A 19,904-nucleotide genomic window follows, 5' to 3' on the forward strand; every position below is an offset into this window, starting at 1 on the left:
GCGGGTGTTCAAGGAGAAGCGACAGTTTTCTGCGGGGTCATGTCACGAGTGGTGACATGGGGGCACATTCCCTCCCGGATTTCTGTGTATTTCCTTCACACACGGGGAAGTTGACAGAGCTACTTGTGTCACGGACGGCGTCGCGGCATGGACGGCGTCGCGGCACGGACAGCCTTGTCTCACGGACGGCGGAGGCGGTCAGGCGCGGGTGAGAGCGGCCGCACGGCGCCGATGCCGGGCGACCCGCTCCCGGTTGCCGCACACCTCGCTGGAACACCAGCGCCTGCGCCGCCCCCGGGACGTGTCGACGTACACGAGCGGGCAGTTGTCCCCCGCACACCGCCGCAGCGCGGCCCGCGCCACGGGATCGGTCAGCAACTCCACGGCGTCGCGGGCGACGGCCCCGACGAGCGCGGCGCACTCGGGGTGCGGGTCGGGGGCGCGTACGAGACTGCCGTCGGCGGCGCGTACGGCGCGGGGTGCGGGAGGCGAGGGCCGGGCGAGGTCGTTGAGCCGGCCGAGGGGGAGGTCGCCGACGGGACGCGAGGCGAGATGATCCTCGACCAACTCGCCGAGCGTGCTCCGCACTTCGCGAAACCCGTGGATCCATCCCACGTCCGCGTGTCCCAGGACGGTCCCCGGCGGCACGAGCCCACTGCCCTCGATCCACGCCCGCAGCACGTCGAGCGAACGGAGCCGCTCGACGGGGTGCGCGGTCGCCAGCAGGTCGAGACAGACGCGCCCGGCGTCGAAGCGCAGCTCGTACGGGAGGGTCGGCGTAGCGGATGTCACGTCCATGTGCCTGTCACGTCCATGTGCCTGTCACCGCCCGGCGGTCGAAACACGGTGGGGAACGGGAGGAACGTCCCCCACCACAGTGCCTGCCCGCGGGCCGCACCGGTACCCCCCGGTGGACGCCCGCGTATGGGACGGCGAGCCTGGACCATGTCGGCTGCCGGCCGGGGGCCGTTGACTCGAACACATGACACGCAGACGAGCAACAGCGACCCTGGCCCTCGCCGCCGCCACCGTCACGACGGGCCTGACGGCAGGCACCTTCTTCGTCTTCGCCTGCGCCGTGATGCCGGCCCTGTCCCGCAGCGACGACCGGGTCTTCGTCCAGGTCATGCGCGACATCAACGACGTGATCCAGAACCCCTTGTTCCTCACGCCCTTCCTCGGCGGGCTCCTCCTCTGCGCCGCCTCGGCCTGGCAGTCCCGCACCGAGCCGCACCGCTGGTGGACATGGTCCGGCTGCGCGGCCTACGCCCTCACCTTCCTCCTCACCGTGACCGTCAACGTCCCCCTCAACGACCAACTCGCCTCCGCCACCGTGTCCCTGACCGCAGCCCGCGAGGACTTCGAGGGGCCGTGGGTGGCGTGGAACGCGGTGCGTGCGGTGACGTCCACGGTGGGACTGGGCCTGCTGGTGGGGGCGTTGTCTGCGCGAGGGCGACGGGGCCCGGCCCGGGACGACACAAACCTCTGATCCCGCCCGAACGGCACCATCGACCGTCCGCCTCCGACGGGAGCCCGCCTGGTGTCACCACAACCCCATCGATAACGTGGGTCCGCTCGTGAGAATCTCGCCCCACCGGGAGTTGAACGTGAACCGCCGCCCCATCCTGCCCATGGCCGCACTGGCGGCCGTCGCGGCCCTGTCGTTGTCCGCCTGCAGCAGCGGTGACGACAGCTCGGAGGCGAACGACAAGATCGCCGGCGCGGACACCGCGCCCACCGCGTCGCCCTCGCCTACGGCTGCCGTGCCGACGGACACCGACCGGCCGGATATCACTCTCCCCTCAGACCTGAAGCTGGTCTTCGAGGAAGCGCAGACCGGTGACCCGGTGAAGGATGCCGTCCTGGCGGACAGTGCAGAACGGATGCGGGCCGTGGACGCCGCGATCACCGGGACCGACCCCAAGGGCGAGGCGATCGGCTACTACAACACCGGCAAGTCGCTGGAGGCCGCGCTCTCCTGGGTGGAGCAGTTCAAGGACGCCGGGGCGACGATCACCGGCGAGGTGCGGTACTTCGACCGCGAAGTCACCCTCAAGGGCGAGGACTCCGCGACGCTCACCTTCTGCGCCGACGAGAGCAAGGGCTTCAGCAAGGACAAGAAGACGGGCGAGATCGCGAGGACACCGGTCACCAAGAACAGCTACGTCCTCTACAACACCAGCCTGGACAGGAACGCGGACGGCGTCTGGCAGACCTCGCAGATCGTGTCCGTGAGGGGAGCCGCCCAGTGCCAGCGCTAGCCAAGACGTCGGTGTGCGCAGCCCTGACCGCTGTCATGCTCTGGTCGTCCGGGGCGCCGGCCTGGGCCGACGTTGTCCCTGGCGGCAATGGAACAGGCTCGGAGACCCAGGTGAACGGCGGCAAGGAGGGCCGGACGGTTTCCGCGACCGCAGGCGCCATCGTCTTCGACCGCTCCAGGAACGGCTCGGGACAGTCGGCCGGCACCGTGACGTCGACGACGACTTGGACCCCGCCGGCCTGCTACTACGCACCCAAGTACTCGCCGGAGGAGCTCAAGGCCTACCTCGAACCCATCTGGCAGGCGGAGTCGACCGGCTACCAGTGGGACGCCGAGCAGCGCGCCCGTTATGTCGACGGGCACCCCTACAAGGACTTCAACAAGGAGAAGTCCGGCGAGGGCTACTGGTGGGACTCCTACGTCACGGAGGGCCGCGAGGGCGATCCGGGTGCCCTCGACTGCAAAGAGCCGCCGTTCTGGGTGGACAAGGGCGACGCCCCTCCCCCGAACATTCCCCAGGCCATCACTCCGGAGATGCTCGCCCAACTCGCCTACGCCGAGATCCGCGTCCCCTCCACGAAGGTCGACCTGGCGCCCGCCGGAGCCACCAAGGTCAACCTGCCCACCTGGGCCTGGCTGGACGGCGCCGACTTCAAGCCGGTCTCCGTCACTGCATCGGTCCCCCTGCTCGGCATCCAGGCCACCACCACCGCCGAACCGGTCGCCCTGGAACTCGACCCCGGCACGCCGGACGCCGAGACCTACCCGGCCTCCGGCACATGCCGGATCACCGACGGCCACATCGGCGAGCCCTACGCCAAGGGCAAGGCCGACCGTAACCCGCCCTGCGGCGTCCGCTACCTGCGCTCCTCGGGCGAGGGCACCTTCCCGTTGAAGGCCACCATCACCTGGAAGATCCACTGGACCGGCACGGGCGTGCCTGGCGAACGAACCCTGCCCGACGGCACGTTCGGCGCGGAGCAGGCGGTGACCGTGCAGGAGATCCAGGCCGTCAACCGGTGACCCGCCGAAGCGGGGGCGCAGCGTAGGACCCACGCGCGCCCCCGGACCGGTCAGCGCGTTGAAGGGCCCGTCGCGGCTCGCGCCGGAGAGCCACCGTCGGCGCGGGCCGGACTGACACGGGTCAGCCGATCGCCGACCCGGTCCTCACGCGTCCGCGTACTTCGCATCCGCGGCCGGGTCCAGCGCCAGCCGGTACCCCCGCTTGACCACCGTCTGGATCAGCTTGGGTGCGCCGAGGGCCGTGCGCAGGCGGGCCATCGCCGTCTCGACGGCGTGTTCGTCGCGGCCGGCGCCCGGGAGGGCGCGCAGGAGGTCGGCGCGGGCTACGACCCAGCCAGGGCGGCGGGCCAGGGCGCGCAGGAGGGACATGCCCGCCGGCGGGACCGGGCGGAGGGTGCCGTCGACGAGGACGGCATGGCCGCGGATCTCGACCTGGTGGCCGGCGACGGGCAGGGAGCGGGCGCGGGCCGGCAGTTCCTGGCAGAGGAGCTGGACGAGCGGGCCGAGGCGGAAGCGGTCGGGCTGGACCGTGTCGATGCCGCGGGCCTGGAGGGGGATGGCGGTGACCGGGCCGACGCAGGCCGGCAGGACGTCGTGGTTCAGGGCGGAGAGGAGTTCGGGGAGCAGGCCCCGTTCCTCGGCCCGGGACAGCAGGGACGCCGCCGCGGGCGCGCTGGTGAAGGTCACCGCGTCCACGCCCCGGGCGACGGCCGCGTCCAGGAGCCGGTCGACGGGCGCGATGTCCTCCGGCGGCATCCAGCGGTAGACGGGGACCCCGACCACCTCGGCGCCGCCGGCCTTCAGGGACTCCACGAAGCCGGGGAGCGGCTCGCCGTGCAGCTGGATCGCGATGCGGCGGCCGGACACGCCCTCGGCGAGGAGCCGGTCGAGGACCTCGGCCATGGACTCCGACTCCGGCGACCACTCCTCAGTGAGCCCCGCCGCGCGGACCGCGCCCTTGACCTTCGGCCCGCGGGCGAGCAGCTCCACGCCGCGCAGCCGCTCCAGCAGGGCCTCGCCGAGGCCCCAGCCGTCGGCGGCCTCGATCCAGCCGCGGAAGCCGATGGCGGTCGTGGCGACCACCACGTCCGGCACGCGGTCGATGAGCTCCTTGGTCGCGGCGAGCAGGTCACCGTCGTCCGCCAGCGGCACGATCCGCAGGGCGGGCGCGCGCAGGACCGAGGCGCCGCGGCGCTGGAGCAGCGCCCCGAGCTCGTCGGCGCGGCGCGCGGCCGTCACCCCGACGGTGAAACCGGCGAGGGGACCGTGCTCCGGTGACTGCTGTTCGTCGTACATAACTCTCGTCCCGCACTCTTAGAGTCAGCGGGGCCTGGCGGACCCCTGTGCACCTACATGCGGCCGAGCCTGTCAACGGCGCGTGACAGGCTCGGTTCCGCTTGATTGCGCCGGTGTTACGTCACACCTCGGCGTAGCTGAGCTCGGGCTTCGCCTCGGCGGCGGCCGTCGAACCGCGTCCTGCCGCCGGCCGGCGAAGGTATACGGCCCAGGTCACCGCGAAGCAGACACCGTAGAAGGCGAGGAAGGCGAGGAACGCGCCGGTGCCCGTGCCGGCGGTCAGGAAGGACTGGCGGAAGGCGAGGTTGATGCCGAGTCCGCCGAGCGCGCCGACCGCGCCGATGAGGCCCATGGACGCGCCGGACAGACGCCGGCCGTACGCCGCGGCCTCCTCACCCCGCAGGCCCTGCGCGAGCGCCTTGGCCTGGAAGATGCCGGGGATCATCTTGAACGTCGAGCCGTTGCCGAGGCCGCTCAGCACGAACAGGGCGATGAAGGCGGTGGTGAACAGCGGCAGCGACTCCTGCTCGCTCGCCAGCAGGACCACCCCGGTGGCGGCGGCCATGGCCACGTAGTTCCACAGGGAGATCTTCGCACCGCCGTAGCGGTCGGCGAGCCGGCCGCCGATGGGGCGGATCAGCGAGCCGAGCAGCGGCCCGATGAAGGTGACGTACGCGGCCTGCAGCGGCGTACGCCCGAACTGCGTCTGCAGCACGAGCCCGAAGGCGAAGCTGTAGCCGATGAAGGAGCCGAAGGTGCCGATGTAGAGGAAGGCCATGATCCAGGTGTGGCCCTCTTTCACCGCCTCCTTGGCCGCGCCGGTGTCGTTCTTCATGGTGGCGAGGTTGTCCATGTACCGCGCGGCGAGGACGGCGGCGAGGACGATCAGCGGGATGTAGATCCCCAGCAGCACCCGCGGCCCGCCGCTCGCGCCGATCACCGCGAGACCGACCAGCTGCATGACGGGCACACCGATGTTGCCGCCGCCGGCGTTCAGGCCGAGCGCCCAGCCCTTCTTCCGCAGCGGGAAGAACGCGTTGATGTTGGTCATGGAGGACGCGAAGTTACCGCCGCCGACACCGGTCAGCAGGGCACAGATCAGGAAGGTCGAGTACGACGTCCCCGGCTCCATGACGATGAACGCGGCCACCGCCGGGATCAGCAGCAGGCTCGCCGACACGATCGTCCAGTTCCGGCCACCGAACAGCGCTACGGCGAAGGTGTAGGGGATCCGCACGATCGCGCCGACCAGGGTCGCCATGGACACGAGCAGGAACTTGTCGGCCGGCGTCAGCCCGTACTCCGGGCCCATGAACAGCACCATCACCGACCACAGGGTCCAGATCGAGAACCCGATGTGCTCGGACAGCACGGAGAAGGCCAGGTTGCGGCGGGCGATCCTCCAGCCGGTGTCCTCCCAGAAGACCTCGTCCTCCGGGTCCCACCGCTCGATCCAGCGGCCGCCCCTGCCGGTGGTGGCGGGGGGTGAGGGGGTCGAACTGGATGCTGTCATGACGCCTCCACGGTGCTACGGGCTCAGGTGTGGCTGGGAGTGGCTGAGTCCCGAAGGTAGGGAGGGCGCGTTTCCTGTCTGTGGCTGTGGGTGACCGGGAAGGAACTTTGCTCTCACCGGGCGAAACGGGCGGATGAGAGGTCCCCCGGTTCCCCGTCCCCGGCCCCGGCCCCGACCTCAGCCGCGGGGCGGCTGCCAGTGGGGGTCCTGCTGGGGGAGGTGGGACGGGGGTGACTGCGGGGGCTGCGGCTGTACGCCGACGCCGTAGGGGCCGTAGGGGCTGTTCGGTACGGCACCGTCGGAGCTGCTCGGGCCGTAGGGGCTGCTCGGGCCGTAGGGGCTGCTCGGTACGGGGCCGTAGGGGCTGCTCGGTACGGGGCCGTAGGGGCTGCTCCCGTAGGGGCCGGGGGCGTACGGCGTGGCGTACGGCGTCTGCGGCGGCACGCCGGGGGCCGCGGGCACACCGGGCGCACCAGGCACGCCCGCCCCGCCCACCCCGCCCGAGAACGGGTTGGCGTGCCCGGGCAGCTGCCCGCCCGGCGGCACGTACCGCAGCCGCCCCGTCTCGTCGCGCACCGGTGTGAAGCCGGCGGCCTGGAGGAGGGCGGCCTGCCTGGCGTTGTAGCGGCGGGACCAGGCGAAGCCGAAGGGGAGCAGGGCCAGGAGCGCGGCCCAGATGATGCCGGCGACGACGAAGTCCTCCGGTTCCCCGCCGAACTCGAAGGCGAGGGCGACGGAGGCGCCCGTCCAGCCGACGACCGCGAGGGCCATGCGCTGCTTCCCGGTGTTCCGGCTGGAGATGTCGAACTTGATCCGCGCCTTCAGAAGTTCCACCGCGTTCGGCACGAACGGAGGCAGCGACACCCCGTCCCCGGCGTTCGGGTACTGCGCCCAGTTCTGCGCGGCCCGTGCCCGGCCCTGCGGGGTGGGGTCGGGCAGGAGCAGCATCGTGTAGACGTTGTTGTGCGTCCCGCCCTGCCGTACGTCCGCGTACTCGTACCCGAACTGCTGCGCCACGTAGGCGAATCGAGCGAGTTTCTTCACGGACGCCATGGGACTGCTGACGGTCACGGGCTGCCCGGTGGCCATCTCCCGCAGTATCTTGCGGACTTGCCGCTTGCTCATCGACCCGCTCCTCGTGACGCTCGCTGATCACAGACGCAACGGGGGAAGCCTTCCACACGCCCTCGGCCGAAGCATGCCCGCCAGGGCGGCCCCGGGCCGCACCGGCGAACCGGTCCTGCCACGCGGGCGACTTTGCCCGCGCCAAGGGGCGCGGCAGTCGTGTCCCTCACCGTGTCAGCGCGTACCACCCGGCCGCCGCGGCGAGCAGCGTCAGCACCGCCGTGCAGGCGACGGCCATGAGACGAACACCCTGGCGGGTGGCCCCGGAGGCCGGCCCGTCAGCTGTCGGCGAGGGGGCACGCTGCGTCGACTCGGGCTGCGGCGCGGCGAGTGGCGCTGGGGCGGGAGCCCGCCGCCCAGCCTGTGAGATAGCGGGCGGCTCCGCGGGGGAAGGCACCCCGTACGCGGCCGCGAACGGTGAGCCGAAGGGGGTCTCCCGGGACGCCGGTGGGGAGGCCGGCCGGCCAGAAGCCGGCGCTCCGGCACCCCTGGACCGCCCTCGCGACGGCGGGGCGGCGTCCCCGTCCTCAGGCCGACGGAGTGCCTGCCGGCCTGCGTCGCCCTGATCGGACGCCGTCAGGCCCGCGTCCGGAACCCGGCCGGGCGGCGGAACCACGCCTGCGGAGCCCACCCTCGGCAGCCGATCCCCCGGCCCGGCGCCGGCGTCCTGCACCGCGTCGGGTGACCGTCCGGTCCCCTCCGTCGGCACCGCGTCAGGCCCGCCGGTCACCACGTCAAACCGTCGGGCGACGACGGCCCGAGGTGCCCCGGCCGCGTGTGCCGACGCTCGGGGGCGTCGGACCACCGGAGGAACCACGGCGGGAGGAGCCGTTCGGCCACAGCCGGGGCTTCCTCTTCGCCGCCAGGTCCTCGATCCAGCCGAAGGCGAGGACGGCGAGGCCGATCAGGGGCCAGACGAGGACGAACATCCAGATCATGTACGTCGTGTCGAGGGCGGCCACCGCACGGTCGCTCTGCATGAAGGGCAGCTCGTAGACCGGGTCGATGATCGGGACCGTGGCCATGATGAGCATGTTGTGCCAGAGGTAGATCGTCACGGCCCGGTTGTTGGAGAGGGTGACGAGCTTGTCCCACTTGGCGAGGCGGCCGGGGAGTTCCTGCCAGGACGGTGAGTACTGGAGCAGGATGACGACGAACCCGAAGGACCAGGTGGCCTGGGCCAGCGGGATGTCGTTGAGGTCCCAGCCGTCGGGGCCGAGGTGGCCCGACGCCCACCACAGGCCGAAGGCCATCAGCAGGCCCGCGCAGGAGATCGCGACATAGCGCGGGATCTGCTTGAGCAGGCCCTCCTGGTGGGCGAAGCCCAGGACCCAGCAGCCGCCGTAGACCGCGAAGTCGGTCACCGCGTTGCCCGTCTCGCCCGGGATCTTGACCAGGCCCGTGCCGACGACCGCGGTCAGGGCCAGCGGGGCGAACACCGTCGCCCACGGCACGCGGCGGAACGCCCACAGCAGCAGCGGCGACGCCACCACGAACCACAGGTACGCCCGCAGGTACCACAGCGGGCCCGCCGCCTGCACGGCCCAGGTGTCCTCCAGCAGGCCCGACTTGGAGCCGATGTGCCAGGGGAACGGCGGGGCGCCGATCGGGATGACGTAGTTGACGAGTTCGAGGAGCGCCCAGGTCGGGCCGTCCTCGGTGTTCTTCGTCGGGTTCCAGCCGCCCGCGAACATCAGCGCCAGCACCACCGCGCTGAACGCCCACAGCGGAGGCAGCAGCCTGCGCACCCGGCCCCGGATCACACCCCACGCCGGGCGGCTCAGCGAGCGCGCCATCAGCGAGCCCGCCAGCGCGAACATCACGCCCATGGACGGGAACAGCACCGTCAGCCACGCCCAGCCGAAGAGGTGGTACACCACCACACGGACCAGGGCTATGGAGCGGAGCAGGTCCAGGTAGCGGTCACGGCCCGACGCCTTCTTCGGTGCGGCGGCCGCCGGTTCGGATCCCGGTTGCCGCTGCGATGCCGCCGTCGCGACCGGATCCACCGCCGCAGCCGGTTCCACGCCCGCGAACGGATCCGCCACCGCAGCCGGTTCCACCTTCGCGAAGGGATCCGCCACCGCAGCCGGTTCCGCTGCCGCGACCGGTTGCGGCACCCGTCCCGGCTCCGGGGCCGTCGTCCTCTGGTGCGGGACGCCGTAGGAGTCGTACGCCCCCTGCGTCCCGTCGCTCGAACCGTACGAGCCCGCCCCGTACGCGCCCTGCGTGCCCTGCATGTCCTCTGCCCCCCGTGAGGCATCCTGCGAAGGCCCCTGCACTGCTCCTCGGTACGAGCCCTGAGATGCGTCCTGCGTGCCGAACATCGCGTCGTACGCAGCCCCGTACGACGGCGTCGGCTCGCTGCCGCGCCGTGCGTCCGACTGTGTCATCCCACCGGCCTCCGATCGTCACCCACGGCCGCGCGCTGGCGCGGTACCGGGCCGCCGGGTGCCTCGACGACACCCGTGCGGCGCAGTTTCTGCCAGCGCAGCCGGCCGCCGGTGAGGGCGGTGATCCAGGACTGGAGCAGTACGACGTACATGAGCTGGCGGTACAGGATCTGCTGGAGCGGGAGCGAGATGAGGTGGGTCATCCGCTCCTTGTCCAGGCGGAAGGCGTACGCGGCGCAGAACGCCTGGATGGCCAGGACGCCCAGCCACGCCACGACCGTCTTCTGGGTCGGGCCGAAGACCACCCCGTACAGCAGGAACACGTCGATCAGCGGCGCCAGCAGCGGAGCCACGACCATGAACAGGGACACCAGCGGCAGGCCGACGCGGCCGAAGCGGCCCGAGGGGCCCCGCTCGACCAGCGCCTTGCGGTGCTTCCAGATGGCCTGCATGGTGCCGTACGACCAGCGGTAGCGCTGCGACCACAGCTGCTGGACGGACTCGGGGGCCTCGGTCCAGGCGCGGGCGTTCTCGGCGTAGACGACCCGCCAGCCGTCACGGTGCAGCGCCATGGTGACGTCGGTGTCCTCGGCGAGCGTGTCGTCGCTCATGCCGCCGATCCGCTCCAGGGCGGAGCGCCGGAAGGCGCCGACCGCGCCCGGGATGGTCGGCATGCAGCGCAGCACGTCGTACATGCGGCGGTCGAGGTTGAAGCCCATCACGTACTCGATGTGCTGCCACGCGCCGATGAGGGAGTCACGGTTGCCGACCTTGGCGTTGCCCGCGACGGCGCCGACGCGGGGGTCGCCGAATGGCTGGACCAGCTCGCGGACCGTGGCCGGTTCGAAGACGGTGTCGCCGTCCATCATGACGACGATGTCGTGGCGGGCGTTGGCCAGACCCCGGTTGAGCGCGGAGGGCTTGCCGCCGTTGAGCTGGCGGATCACCCGTACGTTCGGCAGGCCCATGGCCTCCACGATGCGGGCGGTGCCGTCGGAGGAGCCGTCGTCGATGACGAGGACCTCGATGGGGTGCTCGCTGGACATCAGCGAACGCACCGTGTTCTCGATGCACTTGGCCTCGTTGTACGCCGGCACCAGCACGGACACCGGTTCGGTGACCGGCGGCCCCCAGCGGAAGCCGCGGCGGCGCACCCGGCGGGCGTGGTAGCCGGAGAGCAGCAGCATCAGCACGAACCGGCCGATGACCAGGGTGCCGATGACGGCGAGGCCGGCGACCAGTCCGTCGGTGATCTTCTCCGAGGCCTGGACCAGGAAGATCCACGCCTTGCCCTTCCACAGGTCGAGGCCGGTGACCTCGGAGTGGGCGCTGGGCGCGCCGAGGGCCTCGGTGAGGTTCTGGAACTTGTAGCCCTCGGCCTGCATCTGCGGCAGGAACCTGTCCAGCGCCTCAACCGTCTGGTGACGGTCGCCGCCGGAGTCGTGCATCAGGACGATCGCGCCCTTGCCGTTCTTTGGGGTGGCGCGGCGGATGATCTCGTCGACGCCGGGCTTGCGCCAGTCCTCGCTGTCGGTGTTGTTGACGACGGTGATGTAGCCACGGCTGCCGATGTACTCGGTCACCGGCCACGACTTGTTGTCCATCGCGTCGGAGAAGGAGGAGTACGGCGGGCGGAACAGCGAGGTGCGGATGCCGGCCGCGCCGGTGATGGCGAGCTGGTTCTGCGACAGCTCCCAGTCGATGCGCTTCTTGGACTGGTACGACAGGTCGGGGTGGTTGAAGGTGTGCAGACCGACCTCGTGGCCCTCCTCCACCATCCGCCGCACCAGATCGGGGTGGCGGGAGGCCATGGTGCCGGTGACGAAGAAGACGGCGTGCGCGTGGTGCTTCTTCAGCACGTCCAGGACCTTCGGCGTCCACTCCGGGTCGGGGCCGTCGTCGAAGGTGAGCACCAGCCGGTGGCCGGCGACGCTGAGGGTGTCGGGCCGCCCGGCGCGGGTGTCGATGACCGGCCCGCCGTTGAGGATCTCGTCCGGCACCTTGTCGGTCGGGGCCGGGGGCCGGACCCGGTGGTCGGCGAGGATCTCGCTGTGGACGTAGCCGCGCAGCATCAGCATCGCCATCAGGGCGACGAGGACGAGCGCGGGGAGCAGCAGGCGCATGGGCACACGGGGGCGCCGGAAGCCGTCGCGGGCTCCGGCCGGGGGCCCGTGACGGCGTTTGCGGGATGCCATCAGAGGAGGTACTCCGGGGACGGGGAGGGCTGAGCGGAGGGGGGTGCGGCGAGGGTGGACGGCTCGCTGCCGCCCTGCTCCCGGGCCACGGGGTCGGATGCGAGCGGGCCGTTCGCCGTGGTGCCGCCGTCGCCGCTCCCGCCGTCGGTGCCGCCGGTCTCGGTCGACGGGTCGGCCGTGGTCGGGTCCTCGCTGGGGGTCGTCGGCTCGGGATCGGGCTCGGTGGCCGTCTCCGTCGGCTCGGGGTCGGGCTGGGTGACGCCGCCTCCGGGCAGCGGGGCGGTGGACCGCGTCGCAGCCGGGCCGGGCGTGGTCGTGGCGCGGCCGGCGGGGGCCTCGGCGGTGGGCGCGGCACCGGCGGCGCCCGGGGTGGCGCCGGCGGCCGGGGTGGACCCGGCCGTGGCGCTCGGGTCCGCCTCCGGGGACATCGAGGCCCCCGGGCCCGACGGCTGGACCGAGTCGGACGGCAGCGCGGGCGAGTCGACCTTCCCGGCGGGCTTGCCGCCCTTCTCGGGGACGGGCAGCCAGGGTGCGTCGGAGCTGCCGGAGAGCAGGGTGGCGACGATGACGACGGCGTACACGGCACAGGCGAGGCCCACGGCCATGCCCAGGCGGCGCCATCTGCGGCTGCGGCGGCCGGTCTCGTCGACGAACACCGGCCCGTCCGAGCCGTCCGTCGCGCCGGTGAGGCCGCCCTTCACCGGGCGCAGCGCGACATCGCCCAGCTGTACGGCGTCCAGCTGGACCGTGACCTCGTGCGGGTCGTGCTCCTGCGTGTTCGGGGCGGCAACGGGCTGCTGGTCGGCGTCCTCGGTCTCGGCCCAGGGGTCGTGCGGGGCGGGCGCGGTCGGCAGTACGGCGGTGGCGTCCGCGCCGAGGCCCGTGTCGGCGCCGGTGAACCAGGAGGTCGAGGCGGTCGAGGGAGCGGCGGGGGCGGATGGGACGAAGGGGGCGGCGGGGGCGGACGGGACCGAGGCGGTGAACGGAGCCGCAGTGCCCGAGGATCCGTAGGGGGCCGGCGCGGGCGCGGCGTGTCGTCCACGGCCGGCGGCGGGCCACCCGCCCGCGGTCGTGCCGCCCGGGGCTGTCGCGCCACCGGGCAGGCCGCCTCTCGGTGTCCCAGCCGCTCCGCCGCGCTCACGCCGCGGCAGCAGACGCTCCCCCGGACCGCCCGGCAGCGTCTCGGGCGACTGCCGCGGGCGCACGGCCTTCGGCAGCACGGCCGTCTCGTCCACTCCGCTGTCGGCCACGACGCCACGCCACCCCCTGAGGGCCGCGTCGGGCAGCACCTGTGTATCGGCGGCCGGAGCGGGTACAGGTCTGGGCGGGACCGGGATGTCCGACGAGCCGGACGTGACGTCGGGCCACTCCGGTTGGGCGTCTTCTCGCCAGTTGTTCACGCGCGCACATCCCCCCACGGGACAGTTCTGGGTGCGCGTACGACGCCGAGCACCCGTCGACCGAAATCAGGCCCCCACCCGATCCGAGCGCCCCCTTTACCACACCGTGCTCAGGCCATGAATGTAGCGCACGTAGAGGTTCTCTGGTTCCCGCGCGTCACTCGGACACCGACATGATCTTCGCATCGATGGCCGGAATCCATCCCCCCTCGGGCCGTCGCAACCACCCCTCCTCCGCCGCGACCTGCGCCGCAGCCTGCCGCAGCGCGTCGAGGGCGGGGTGCACCAGCTCTTTTCTCCACACGAGTGAGATGGGCGACAGCGGCACCGGATCGACGAGCGGGCGCAGCACGCTTCCGGGCATGGCCGGAAAGTCGACGACGGCCAGCACGGGCGTGCGGGTCTTGGCCATGATCCGCCCGAACTCCTCGTCACCGACGGCCATCGGAACGGGTGACGCGACCTCGATGCCGCGTCCCTCGAACAGGCGATGGGCGAGGTCCGTCCACTCCGGTGTCCGCGGATTCCCGGCACCCGCGTACACCTCCTCCCCCGCCAGCTCGGCCAGCGGCACGCACGGGCGCGCGGCCAGGCGATGGTCCTCGGGCAGCAGGACGGCCATGGGCTCGTAGCGCACGGGCTGATGGTCCAGCGCGGCCCGCAGCGCCGGGGCGAGCCCCGCGTAGCGGCCGAAGGACACGTCGAGGCGCCCGGCGAGCACCTCGGACGCGGCCCCCGTGAGGCCGCTCTCGTAACGGGCCATCATCTCCAGGCCCGGCGCGAGTTCGCGGGCCCGGTGCAGGACGCGGCGCGGGGTGCCGAGGCTGCTGGAGTTACAGTCGACCAGCAGCGGGCGGGCCTGTCCGAACGCGGACAGCAGGTCGTCCTGGGCCTGCAGGACGCGCCGCGCGAGCGGCAGCAGCCGTTCGCCGTCGGCCGTCAGCGTCACCTGCCGGGTGCTGCGCACGAACAGCTCCGCGCCGAGTTCCCGCTCCAGCCGCCGTACGTCCCGGCTGAGCGCCTGCTGGGCGACGTAGAGCCGCGCGGCGGCGCGGGTGAAGTGCAGTTCCTCGGCTACGGCGACGAAGCCGCGCAGGAGGCGCGGGTCGAGGTGGGACGGCGGCATCCGCCGAACCTACAACGTGCGCGGAGCCCGATTGACAACAACGGTGCGTGAATCGGCGCCCGAAAGGTGTTGGACCCCTGATCCACTCACCGCGACGCTGACTGCCATGCCGCACACCCACCTCGCCGGCCCTCGCCCCACCGACCAGGACGGCGCCGGCCCCCGCCTCCACCTCGCCGTCACCGCCGACACCCTGATAGCCGCCGACCTCGGTCCACGAAGACGCCCCCCACACCCACCGGGCCCCTACCGCCGCCTCCTCACCCGCCCCGGCGCCCTCCCGTTCACGATCGGGAATCTGATCGCCCGGCTGCCCATGGGCATGTTCGGCGTGAGCGCGGTGATGATGATCGCCGACGCACGCGGCTCGTACGCCCTCGCCGGGGCCGTCACCGCGACCGGCCTCGGGGCGACCGCGCTGGTCGCCCCCTGGACCGCGCGGCTGATCGACCGGCACGGCCAGGCCCGGATCGCCGCACCCGCCACGCTGCTCGCGATGCTCGGCGGCCTCGCCCTGCTGCTCTGCTTGCGCCACGGCGCCCCGGACTGGACCCTGTTCGCCGCGTACGCCGCCACCGCGACCTGCCCGAACATCGGCGGCCTGTCCCGCGCCCGCTGGAACCACCTGCTCAAGGGCGACCCCGACGCCCTGCACACCGCGAACTCCTTCGAGCAGGCCGCCGACGAGCTGTGCTTCATGCTGGGCCCGGTGCTCGCCGCGTTCCTGTGCGGGACGCTGTTCCCGGAGGCGGGCACGCTGGCCGGCGGGGCGCTGCTGCTGACCGGTATGGCGGTGTTCCTCGCGCAGCGCTCGACCGAGCCGCCGCCCTCCCCGCCGGCCGCGTCCGGCAGCTCGCCCCTGCGCGCCCCGGGCATGCCCCCGCTGCTGCTCGCCTGCCTCGCCATGGGGGTGGTCTTCGGCGCCATGGAGGTCGTCACCATCGCGTTCGCGGACGCACAGGGGCACCGATCCGCCGCGGGTGTCGTCCTCGGCCTGCAGGCAGCCGGATCCTGTGCGGCGGGGCTGGTGTACGGGGCGCTCAAGCCGGCCGGGTCCGCCGCCCGCCGCTACCCTTGGTCCATCGCGGCGATGACCGCCCTGATGACCCTGCCGCTGCTGGCCGCGCAGCTCACCGGCTCGCTGCTCGTGCTGGCCGGCGCGCTGCTGGCGGCCGGGATGGCGACCGCCCCGACGATGATCACGGGCTTGACCCTGGTGCAGGAGCGCACCCCCGACGGCCGCCTCAACGAAGGCATGACCCTGGCCGTCACCGGCCTCCTCGCGGGCATCTCCGGCGGCAGCGCCCTCGGCGGCTGGGCGGCCGAACACCTCTCCACGACGGCCGGCTACGGCATCCCGGTCGCCGCGGCGGCGACGGCCCTGCTGATCACCGTCGCCACCCGCCTCACCGCCCACACCTCCGGCAACGCCCACCCCGCCCGCGCCGGCCACGTCTGACCGGCCCTGGTGCCGTCCGGACACCGCGCGCACCTCCCGCCGGTGACCGGCTCTCGCGCCGACCGGACACCGCGCACCCCCCGCCGGTGACCGGCCCTCGATGCCGACCCGACACCGCGCACCCCCGCCGGTGACCGGCCCTCGATGCCGACCCGACACCGCGCACCCCCGCCGGTGACCGGCCCTCGGTGCCGACCGGACACCGCGCGCACCTCCCCCGGTGTCCGACTCCCCATCGCGGTCGCACGCCCGACTCCCCATCGCGTCCGCACCATTGACGCCCACCGGCCTCCCACATACCTTCCTCCGTCGAAGCGCTTCGACGTCTCCCGGAGGCACAGGATGTTGACGGCAGGTGGGCGCACGACGGCAGGCGCGGCGAAGATCACCGATGTGGCGCGGCGCGCCGGGGTCTCCCCCAGCACCGTCTCCTACGCCCTGAGCGGCAAGCGCCCGATCTCCGAGGCGACCCGGCGGCGCGTCGAGCAGGCCGCCCGTGAGCTGGGCTACCGCCCGCACGCCGGGGCCCGCGCGCTCGCCGGCGGCGGGCCCGGCGCGCTGGCGCTGGTGCTGCCGCTGCGGGCGGGCATCCATGTGCCGGTCGTCATGCGGTGCGCGGCGTCGGTGGTGACCACGGCACGGCGGTACGGCCATGACGTGCTGCTGCTGACCCAGCAGGAGGGCGCCGACGGACTGCGCCGGGGCGTCGACGCCGCGCTGGTGGACGCGCTGGTCGTGATGGACATCGAGCTCGACGACCCCCGGCTGCCGCTGCTGCACACCCTGGACAGGCCCTCGGTACTGCTCGGCTTCCCCGCCGAGGCGGCCGGGCTGACCTGCGTCGACCTGGACTTCCGGGCGGCCGCCGAGGCGTGCGTGGACCATCTGGCGGGGCTGGGGCACCGGGTGGTGGCACTGGTGGGGTCGCCGCCGGAGGTGTACGTGCGCCGGACCGCGTTCGCCCAGCGGGTGGTGCGGGGCTTCACCTCGGCCGCCGACCGGGCCGGGATGTCCTCGCGGGCCCGGCCCTGCGAGGCCGCTCCGGCCGCCGCCCGCCGGGTCGCCGGGCAACTGCTGCGCGCCCAGCCCGCCTTGACCGGTGTGGTGGTGCACAACGAGGCCGTGCTCGAGCCGTTGATCGACGCGTTCGAGGAGCTCGGGCTGCGGGTGCCGGGCGATCTGTCCGTCGCCGCGATCTGCCCGGACGACCTCGCCGAGTCGGCCCGGGTGCCCGTCACGAACGTCGCGCTGCCGGCCGCCGAGCTCGGCACCCGCGCGGTGGAACTGCTGGTCGGGAAGCTCGCCGGGACGCCCGTACCGGAGGCCACGTCGCTGCGGCCCCGGCTGACGGTACGGGCGTCCACGGCACCCCGTACGCCATGACCGCTCAGCAGCGGGCGGGCTTCACCCAGGCGCATTCCAGACCGCTGTCCAGACCGCTGTCCAGACCGCTGTCCGGGCCGCTGTCCGGGGCGGCGCTCCGGACGGTCTCGGGTGTCGCCGCCTGCTCGGCGGAGGACCGGGCGAGGGTGACGACGATCGCGTCCTCCAGCGGCTTCACCGACGAGGCCAGGTAGTTGTTCAGCACGATGCTGTACACCAGTTGACGCCCGTCCGCGTCGGTGACGTACCCGGACAGCGCCGAAGCCCCGGTCAGCGAGCCGGTCTTGGCGCGGGCGTTGCGCGCGGCGGGCGTGTTGCACATCCGGGTGCGCAGGGTGCCGCCGACGAACCGGTTCGGGTCGCAGGCGACGGGCAGGGACCGGTACCAGTCGGCGTACCAGGGCTCCGCTCGTACGGCCAGCAGCAGCCGGGTGAGCTGGCCCGCGGGGAAGTTGTCCATGCGGGACAGGCCCGAGCCGTCGACCTGGCGGACGCGGGCGGTGTCCACACCGACGCCCTTGAGGTAGCCGGAGACCGCGGCGAGCCCGGCCGGCCAGGTGCCCTGCCCGGACACCTCGTACCCCATGGCCTTGGTGAGGGCCTCGGCGTGCATGTTGTTGGACAGCTTCATGAACGGGATCAGCAGGTCCTTCAGCGGCATGGAGGCGTGCGACGCCAACTGCCGTGCGCCGGCCGGGGTGGGGCGTCCCAGCCGGGTCGGCCCGGTGATCCGTACACCGTGTGCGGCGAGCGCGTCGCGGAAGACTGCGGCGGCGTACCCGGTGGGCTCCCACACGGTCACCCACTCCTTGGCGCCGGACCCGCCGACGGGTGTCGTGCCGGTGACGTGGAGGGTGTTGCCGCCGTGCTCGCGCTCGACGGTGAGGTCGTTAGCGCCGCCCGCGGCGACCGTGGTGGCGTCCACGTCCACGTCGACGTAGTCCGTGTCGGGTGTGACGGTGACGGCGGGTTCGTCGCCCGGCCGCGCCCCCGGGGTGACGGTGACGATGACCGTGCCGGTGTCGTAGTCGGTGTCCGGGGCGACGCTGAGCGCGCTGATCTGGGCGGAGTAGTACGACGACTCGTCGTCGGCGGCCCAGGAGCGGCCGAGGCGCTGGTCGTCGAAGCGGGTGTCGTCGGCGAGGAGCCGCCCCTCGACCCGCGTCACTCCGGAGGCGGCGACATCGGCGGCGAGCCGGTCGTAGTCGGCGGCCAGCAGGGTCGGGTCGCCGGTGCCGCGCAGATACAGGTCACCGACGAGCGTGGAGCCCACACGGCGGCCGCCCGTGAGCACGTCGGTGGTGAACCGGTGCTCGGGGCCGAGGATGCCCATCGCGGCGGCGGAGGTGGCGAGTTTGGTGTTGGAGGCGGGCATCAGGCGGGTGGTGGGCAGATGGCTGTACAGCACATCACCACTGGCCGCGTCCGCGACCACGACGCTCGCGACGCCGCCCTCCATGCGCGGGTCGCCGAGGATGGTGTCGATGGCCTCGGGCAGGCCGGTGCGGTCGGCGTCCGCACCGGCCGGTGCCCCGGGCCCGAGGACGGCGGCGGCGAGCACCAGCGTCACGGGCCAAGTCCACAGTCTCTTGGGAAGGTTGATGCCGGGTCTGCTCATGCCTCAGGAGCATCCCGGATGACGAGGACCTACGACAGACCCCCGGCATCCCGGATGCCGGGGCCTACGACAGACCCCACGCGCGCCCCATCCGGTAGGCCGCGCACAGGTTCACGTCGAGGAGGTACGCCCCGGCGGTCCCGCACTGCTCGCCGCCGCTGCCCGGATCGACGGGCTGCCCGTGTCCCATGCCGGTGAGGCTGTACGTCTCGACGACCGGCCGGCCTGCCGGGTCGCGGAAGACCCGGTGCGGATACCCGGCGACCGTGTCGGAGACGTCGGCGGTCGCGTCAGCGCCGTGCACATCGGTCCACTGCCGTGTCAGATCGGTCATGTTGACCGGCTTGACCGTGTAGTCGGCGCTGCCCTGGAAGGCGACCAGCACCGGCCAGGGCCCGGTGTACCCGGGCCTTGCCGCCCGCACCCGGTCGCCCCACTGCCCCGGGGTCTGCGTGGCGCCGACGTACATGCACACATACGGCGACCCGGCGGCCTGCGCGCACCCGTACGGCAGCCCGGCGACGACCCCGCCGGCCGCGAACTTCTCCGGGTACGCCGCCATCATCACGGCCGTCATCCCGCCTCCGGCGGACAGCCCGGTCACATACACGCGGGAGGCGTCCCCGCCGGTGTCGGCGAGCTGCCGGTCCACCATCTGCGCGACGGACGCGGCCTCGCCCTGCCCACGCTGGATGTCGGCGGTCTGGAACCAGTTGAAGCAGTTCGAGGCGTTGTTGCCGGCCTGCTGCTGCGGCAGCACCACCGAGAAGCCCCACCGGTCGGCCAGCTGGAGCCAGCCGCTGCCGGTCCCGTACCCGGCGGCGTTCTGCGTACAGCCGTGCAGTGCGACGACGACGGGCCGCCCGGCGGGCAGCCCGTCGGGAACGTACCGGTACATCTTCAGGGCCCCGGGATTGGACCCGAACCCGGTCACCTCCTGGAGGGACGCGGCGGACGCGGGCGCCGGGGCGAGCAGGACGGCGAGAAGGGCCGTCAGGACGGCGAGGAGAGTCGCGGCTCTGGTCTGTGTCATGCCCAGGGAAGGTAGAACCGTGAACGACCGTCCGATATGGAGCGGGACACCACAACCGGCCCGCCGCGACTGGTGTGCGC

Annotated in this window: 15 protein-coding genes; 5 read left to right on the forward strand and 10 right to left on the reverse strand. The window is 72.8% G+C overall.

What is annotated here, in order from left to right; genetic code table 11:
* Positions 1 to 198: 198 nt before the first annotated feature.
* Positions 199 to 792 (reverse strand): CGNR zinc finger domain-containing protein, encoded by a 594-nt coding sequence (locus ACIGXJ_RS06165; protein ID WP_399642156.1) that lies wholly within the window; start codon positions 790 to 792, stop codon positions 199 to 201.
* Between the two features lie 190 nt (positions 793 to 982).
* Here ACIGXJ_RS06165 and ACIGXJ_RS06170 point away from each other — a divergent pair, with 190 nt between their 5' ends.
* The 3 genes from ACIGXJ_RS06170 (at position 983) to ACIGXJ_RS06180 (ending at position 3,283) form a co-directional block, all read left to right on the forward strand.
* Positions 983 to 1,489: a DUF1772 domain-containing protein gene (locus ACIGXJ_RS06170; RefSeq protein ID WP_399642041.1), complete on the forward strand. Its 507-nt coding sequence runs from the start codon at positions 983 to 985 to the stop codon at positions 1,487 to 1,489.
* 118 nt (positions 1,490 to 1,607) lie between these two features.
* Positions 1,608 to 2,261 carry a hypothetical protein gene (locus tag ACIGXJ_RS06175; RefSeq protein ID WP_399642043.1) on the forward strand — a complete coding sequence of 218 codons (654 nt, stop codon included), beginning with the start codon at positions 1,608 to 1,610 and terminating at the stop codon, positions 2,259 to 2,261.
* Between the two features lie 35 nt (positions 2,262 to 2,296).
* Positions 2,297 to 3,283 (forward strand): hypothetical protein, encoded by a 987-nt coding sequence (locus tag ACIGXJ_RS06180; RefSeq protein WP_399642157.1) that lies wholly within the window; start codon positions 2,297 to 2,299, stop codon positions 3,281 to 3,283.
* A gap of 144 nt (positions 3,284 to 3,427) precedes the next feature.
* Here ACIGXJ_RS06180 and ACIGXJ_RS06185 read toward each other — a convergent pair whose 3' ends face one another.
* From ACIGXJ_RS06185 to ACIGXJ_RS06215, 7 genes are all read right to left on the reverse strand, one after another.
* Positions 3,428 to 4,579, reverse strand: a complete 1,152-nt coding sequence (locus ACIGXJ_RS06185; RefSeq protein ID WP_399642045.1) for a uroporphyrinogen-III synthase — start codon at positions 4,577 to 4,579, stop codon at positions 3,428 to 3,430.
* Positions 4,580 to 4,700: 121 nt separating this feature from the next.
* Complete coding sequence (locus tag ACIGXJ_RS06190; protein ID WP_399642047.1) at positions 4,701 to 6,092, reverse strand: nitrate/nitrite transporter; 1,392 nt, start codon at positions 6,090 to 6,092, stop codon at positions 4,701 to 4,703.
* Positions 6,093 to 6,269: 177 nt separating this feature from the next.
* Complete coding sequence (locus ACIGXJ_RS06195) at positions 6,270 to 7,217, reverse strand: hypothetical protein (RefSeq protein WP_399642049.1); 948 nt, start codon at positions 7,215 to 7,217, stop codon at positions 6,270 to 6,272.
* Positions 7,218 to 7,951: 734 nt separating this feature from the next.
* Entirely contained in the window at positions 7,952 to 9,457 is a 1,506-nt protein-coding gene (locus tag ACIGXJ_RS06200; protein ID WP_399642051.1) for an acyltransferase, read from the reverse strand.
* A gap of 149 nt (positions 9,458 to 9,606) precedes the next feature.
* Positions 9,607 to 11,805, reverse strand: a complete 2,199-nt coding sequence (locus tag ACIGXJ_RS06205; RefSeq protein WP_399642054.1) for a glycosyltransferase — start codon at positions 11,803 to 11,805, stop codon at positions 9,607 to 9,609.
* The gene (locus ACIGXJ_RS06210; RefSeq protein WP_399642056.1) at positions 11,805 to 13,055 is read right to left on the reverse strand and encodes a hypothetical protein; all 1,251 of its coding nucleotides are present in this window, start codon (positions 13,053 to 13,055) and stop codon (positions 11,805 to 11,807) included. Before ACIGXJ_RS06210 ends, ACIGXJ_RS06205 begins: the two co-directional genes overlap by 1 nt.
* A gap of 307 nt (positions 13,056 to 13,362) precedes the next feature.
* Complete coding sequence (locus ACIGXJ_RS06215; RefSeq protein ID WP_399642058.1) at positions 13,363 to 14,331, reverse strand: LysR family transcriptional regulator; 969 nt, start codon at positions 14,329 to 14,331, stop codon at positions 13,363 to 13,365.
* A 106-nt stretch (positions 14,332 to 14,437) separates the two neighbouring features.
* On the opposite strand from ACIGXJ_RS06215, the gene ACIGXJ_RS06220 reads away from it, so the two are divergent.
* Positions 14,438 to 15,790, forward strand: coding sequence for an MFS transporter (locus tag ACIGXJ_RS06220; protein ID WP_399642060.1), 1,353 nt, complete (start codon positions 14,438 to 14,440; stop codon positions 15,788 to 15,790).
* 342 nt (positions 15,791 to 16,132) lie between these two features.
* Entirely contained in the window at positions 16,133 to 17,173 is a 1,041-nt protein-coding gene (locus tag ACIGXJ_RS06225; RefSeq protein WP_399642061.1) for a LacI family DNA-binding transcriptional regulator, read from the forward strand.
* A gap of 4 nt (positions 17,174 to 17,177) precedes the next feature.
* On the opposite strand, the gene dacB is transcribed toward ACIGXJ_RS06225, so the two are convergent.
* Both dacB and ACIGXJ_RS06235 read right to left on the reverse strand, forming a co-directional pair.
* On the reverse strand, positions 17,178 to 18,791 hold the full coding sequence (dacB, locus tag ACIGXJ_RS06230) for a D-alanyl-D-alanine carboxypeptidase/D-alanyl-D-alanine-endopeptidase (RefSeq protein WP_399642063.1): 1,614 nt from the start codon (positions 18,789 to 18,791) through the stop codon (positions 17,178 to 17,180).
* A 64-nt stretch (positions 18,792 to 18,855) separates the two neighbouring features.
* Positions 18,856 to 19,824, reverse strand: a complete 969-nt coding sequence (locus tag ACIGXJ_RS06235) for an alpha/beta hydrolase family esterase (protein WP_399642065.1) — start codon at positions 19,822 to 19,824, stop codon at positions 18,856 to 18,858.
* Between the last annotated feature and the right edge of the window lie 80 nt (positions 19,825 to 19,904).

The organism is Streptomyces sp. NPDC053367 (assembly GCF_044545925.1).
Taxonomy (GTDB): Bacteria; Actinomycetota; Actinomycetes; order Streptomycetales; family Streptomycetaceae; genus Streptomyces.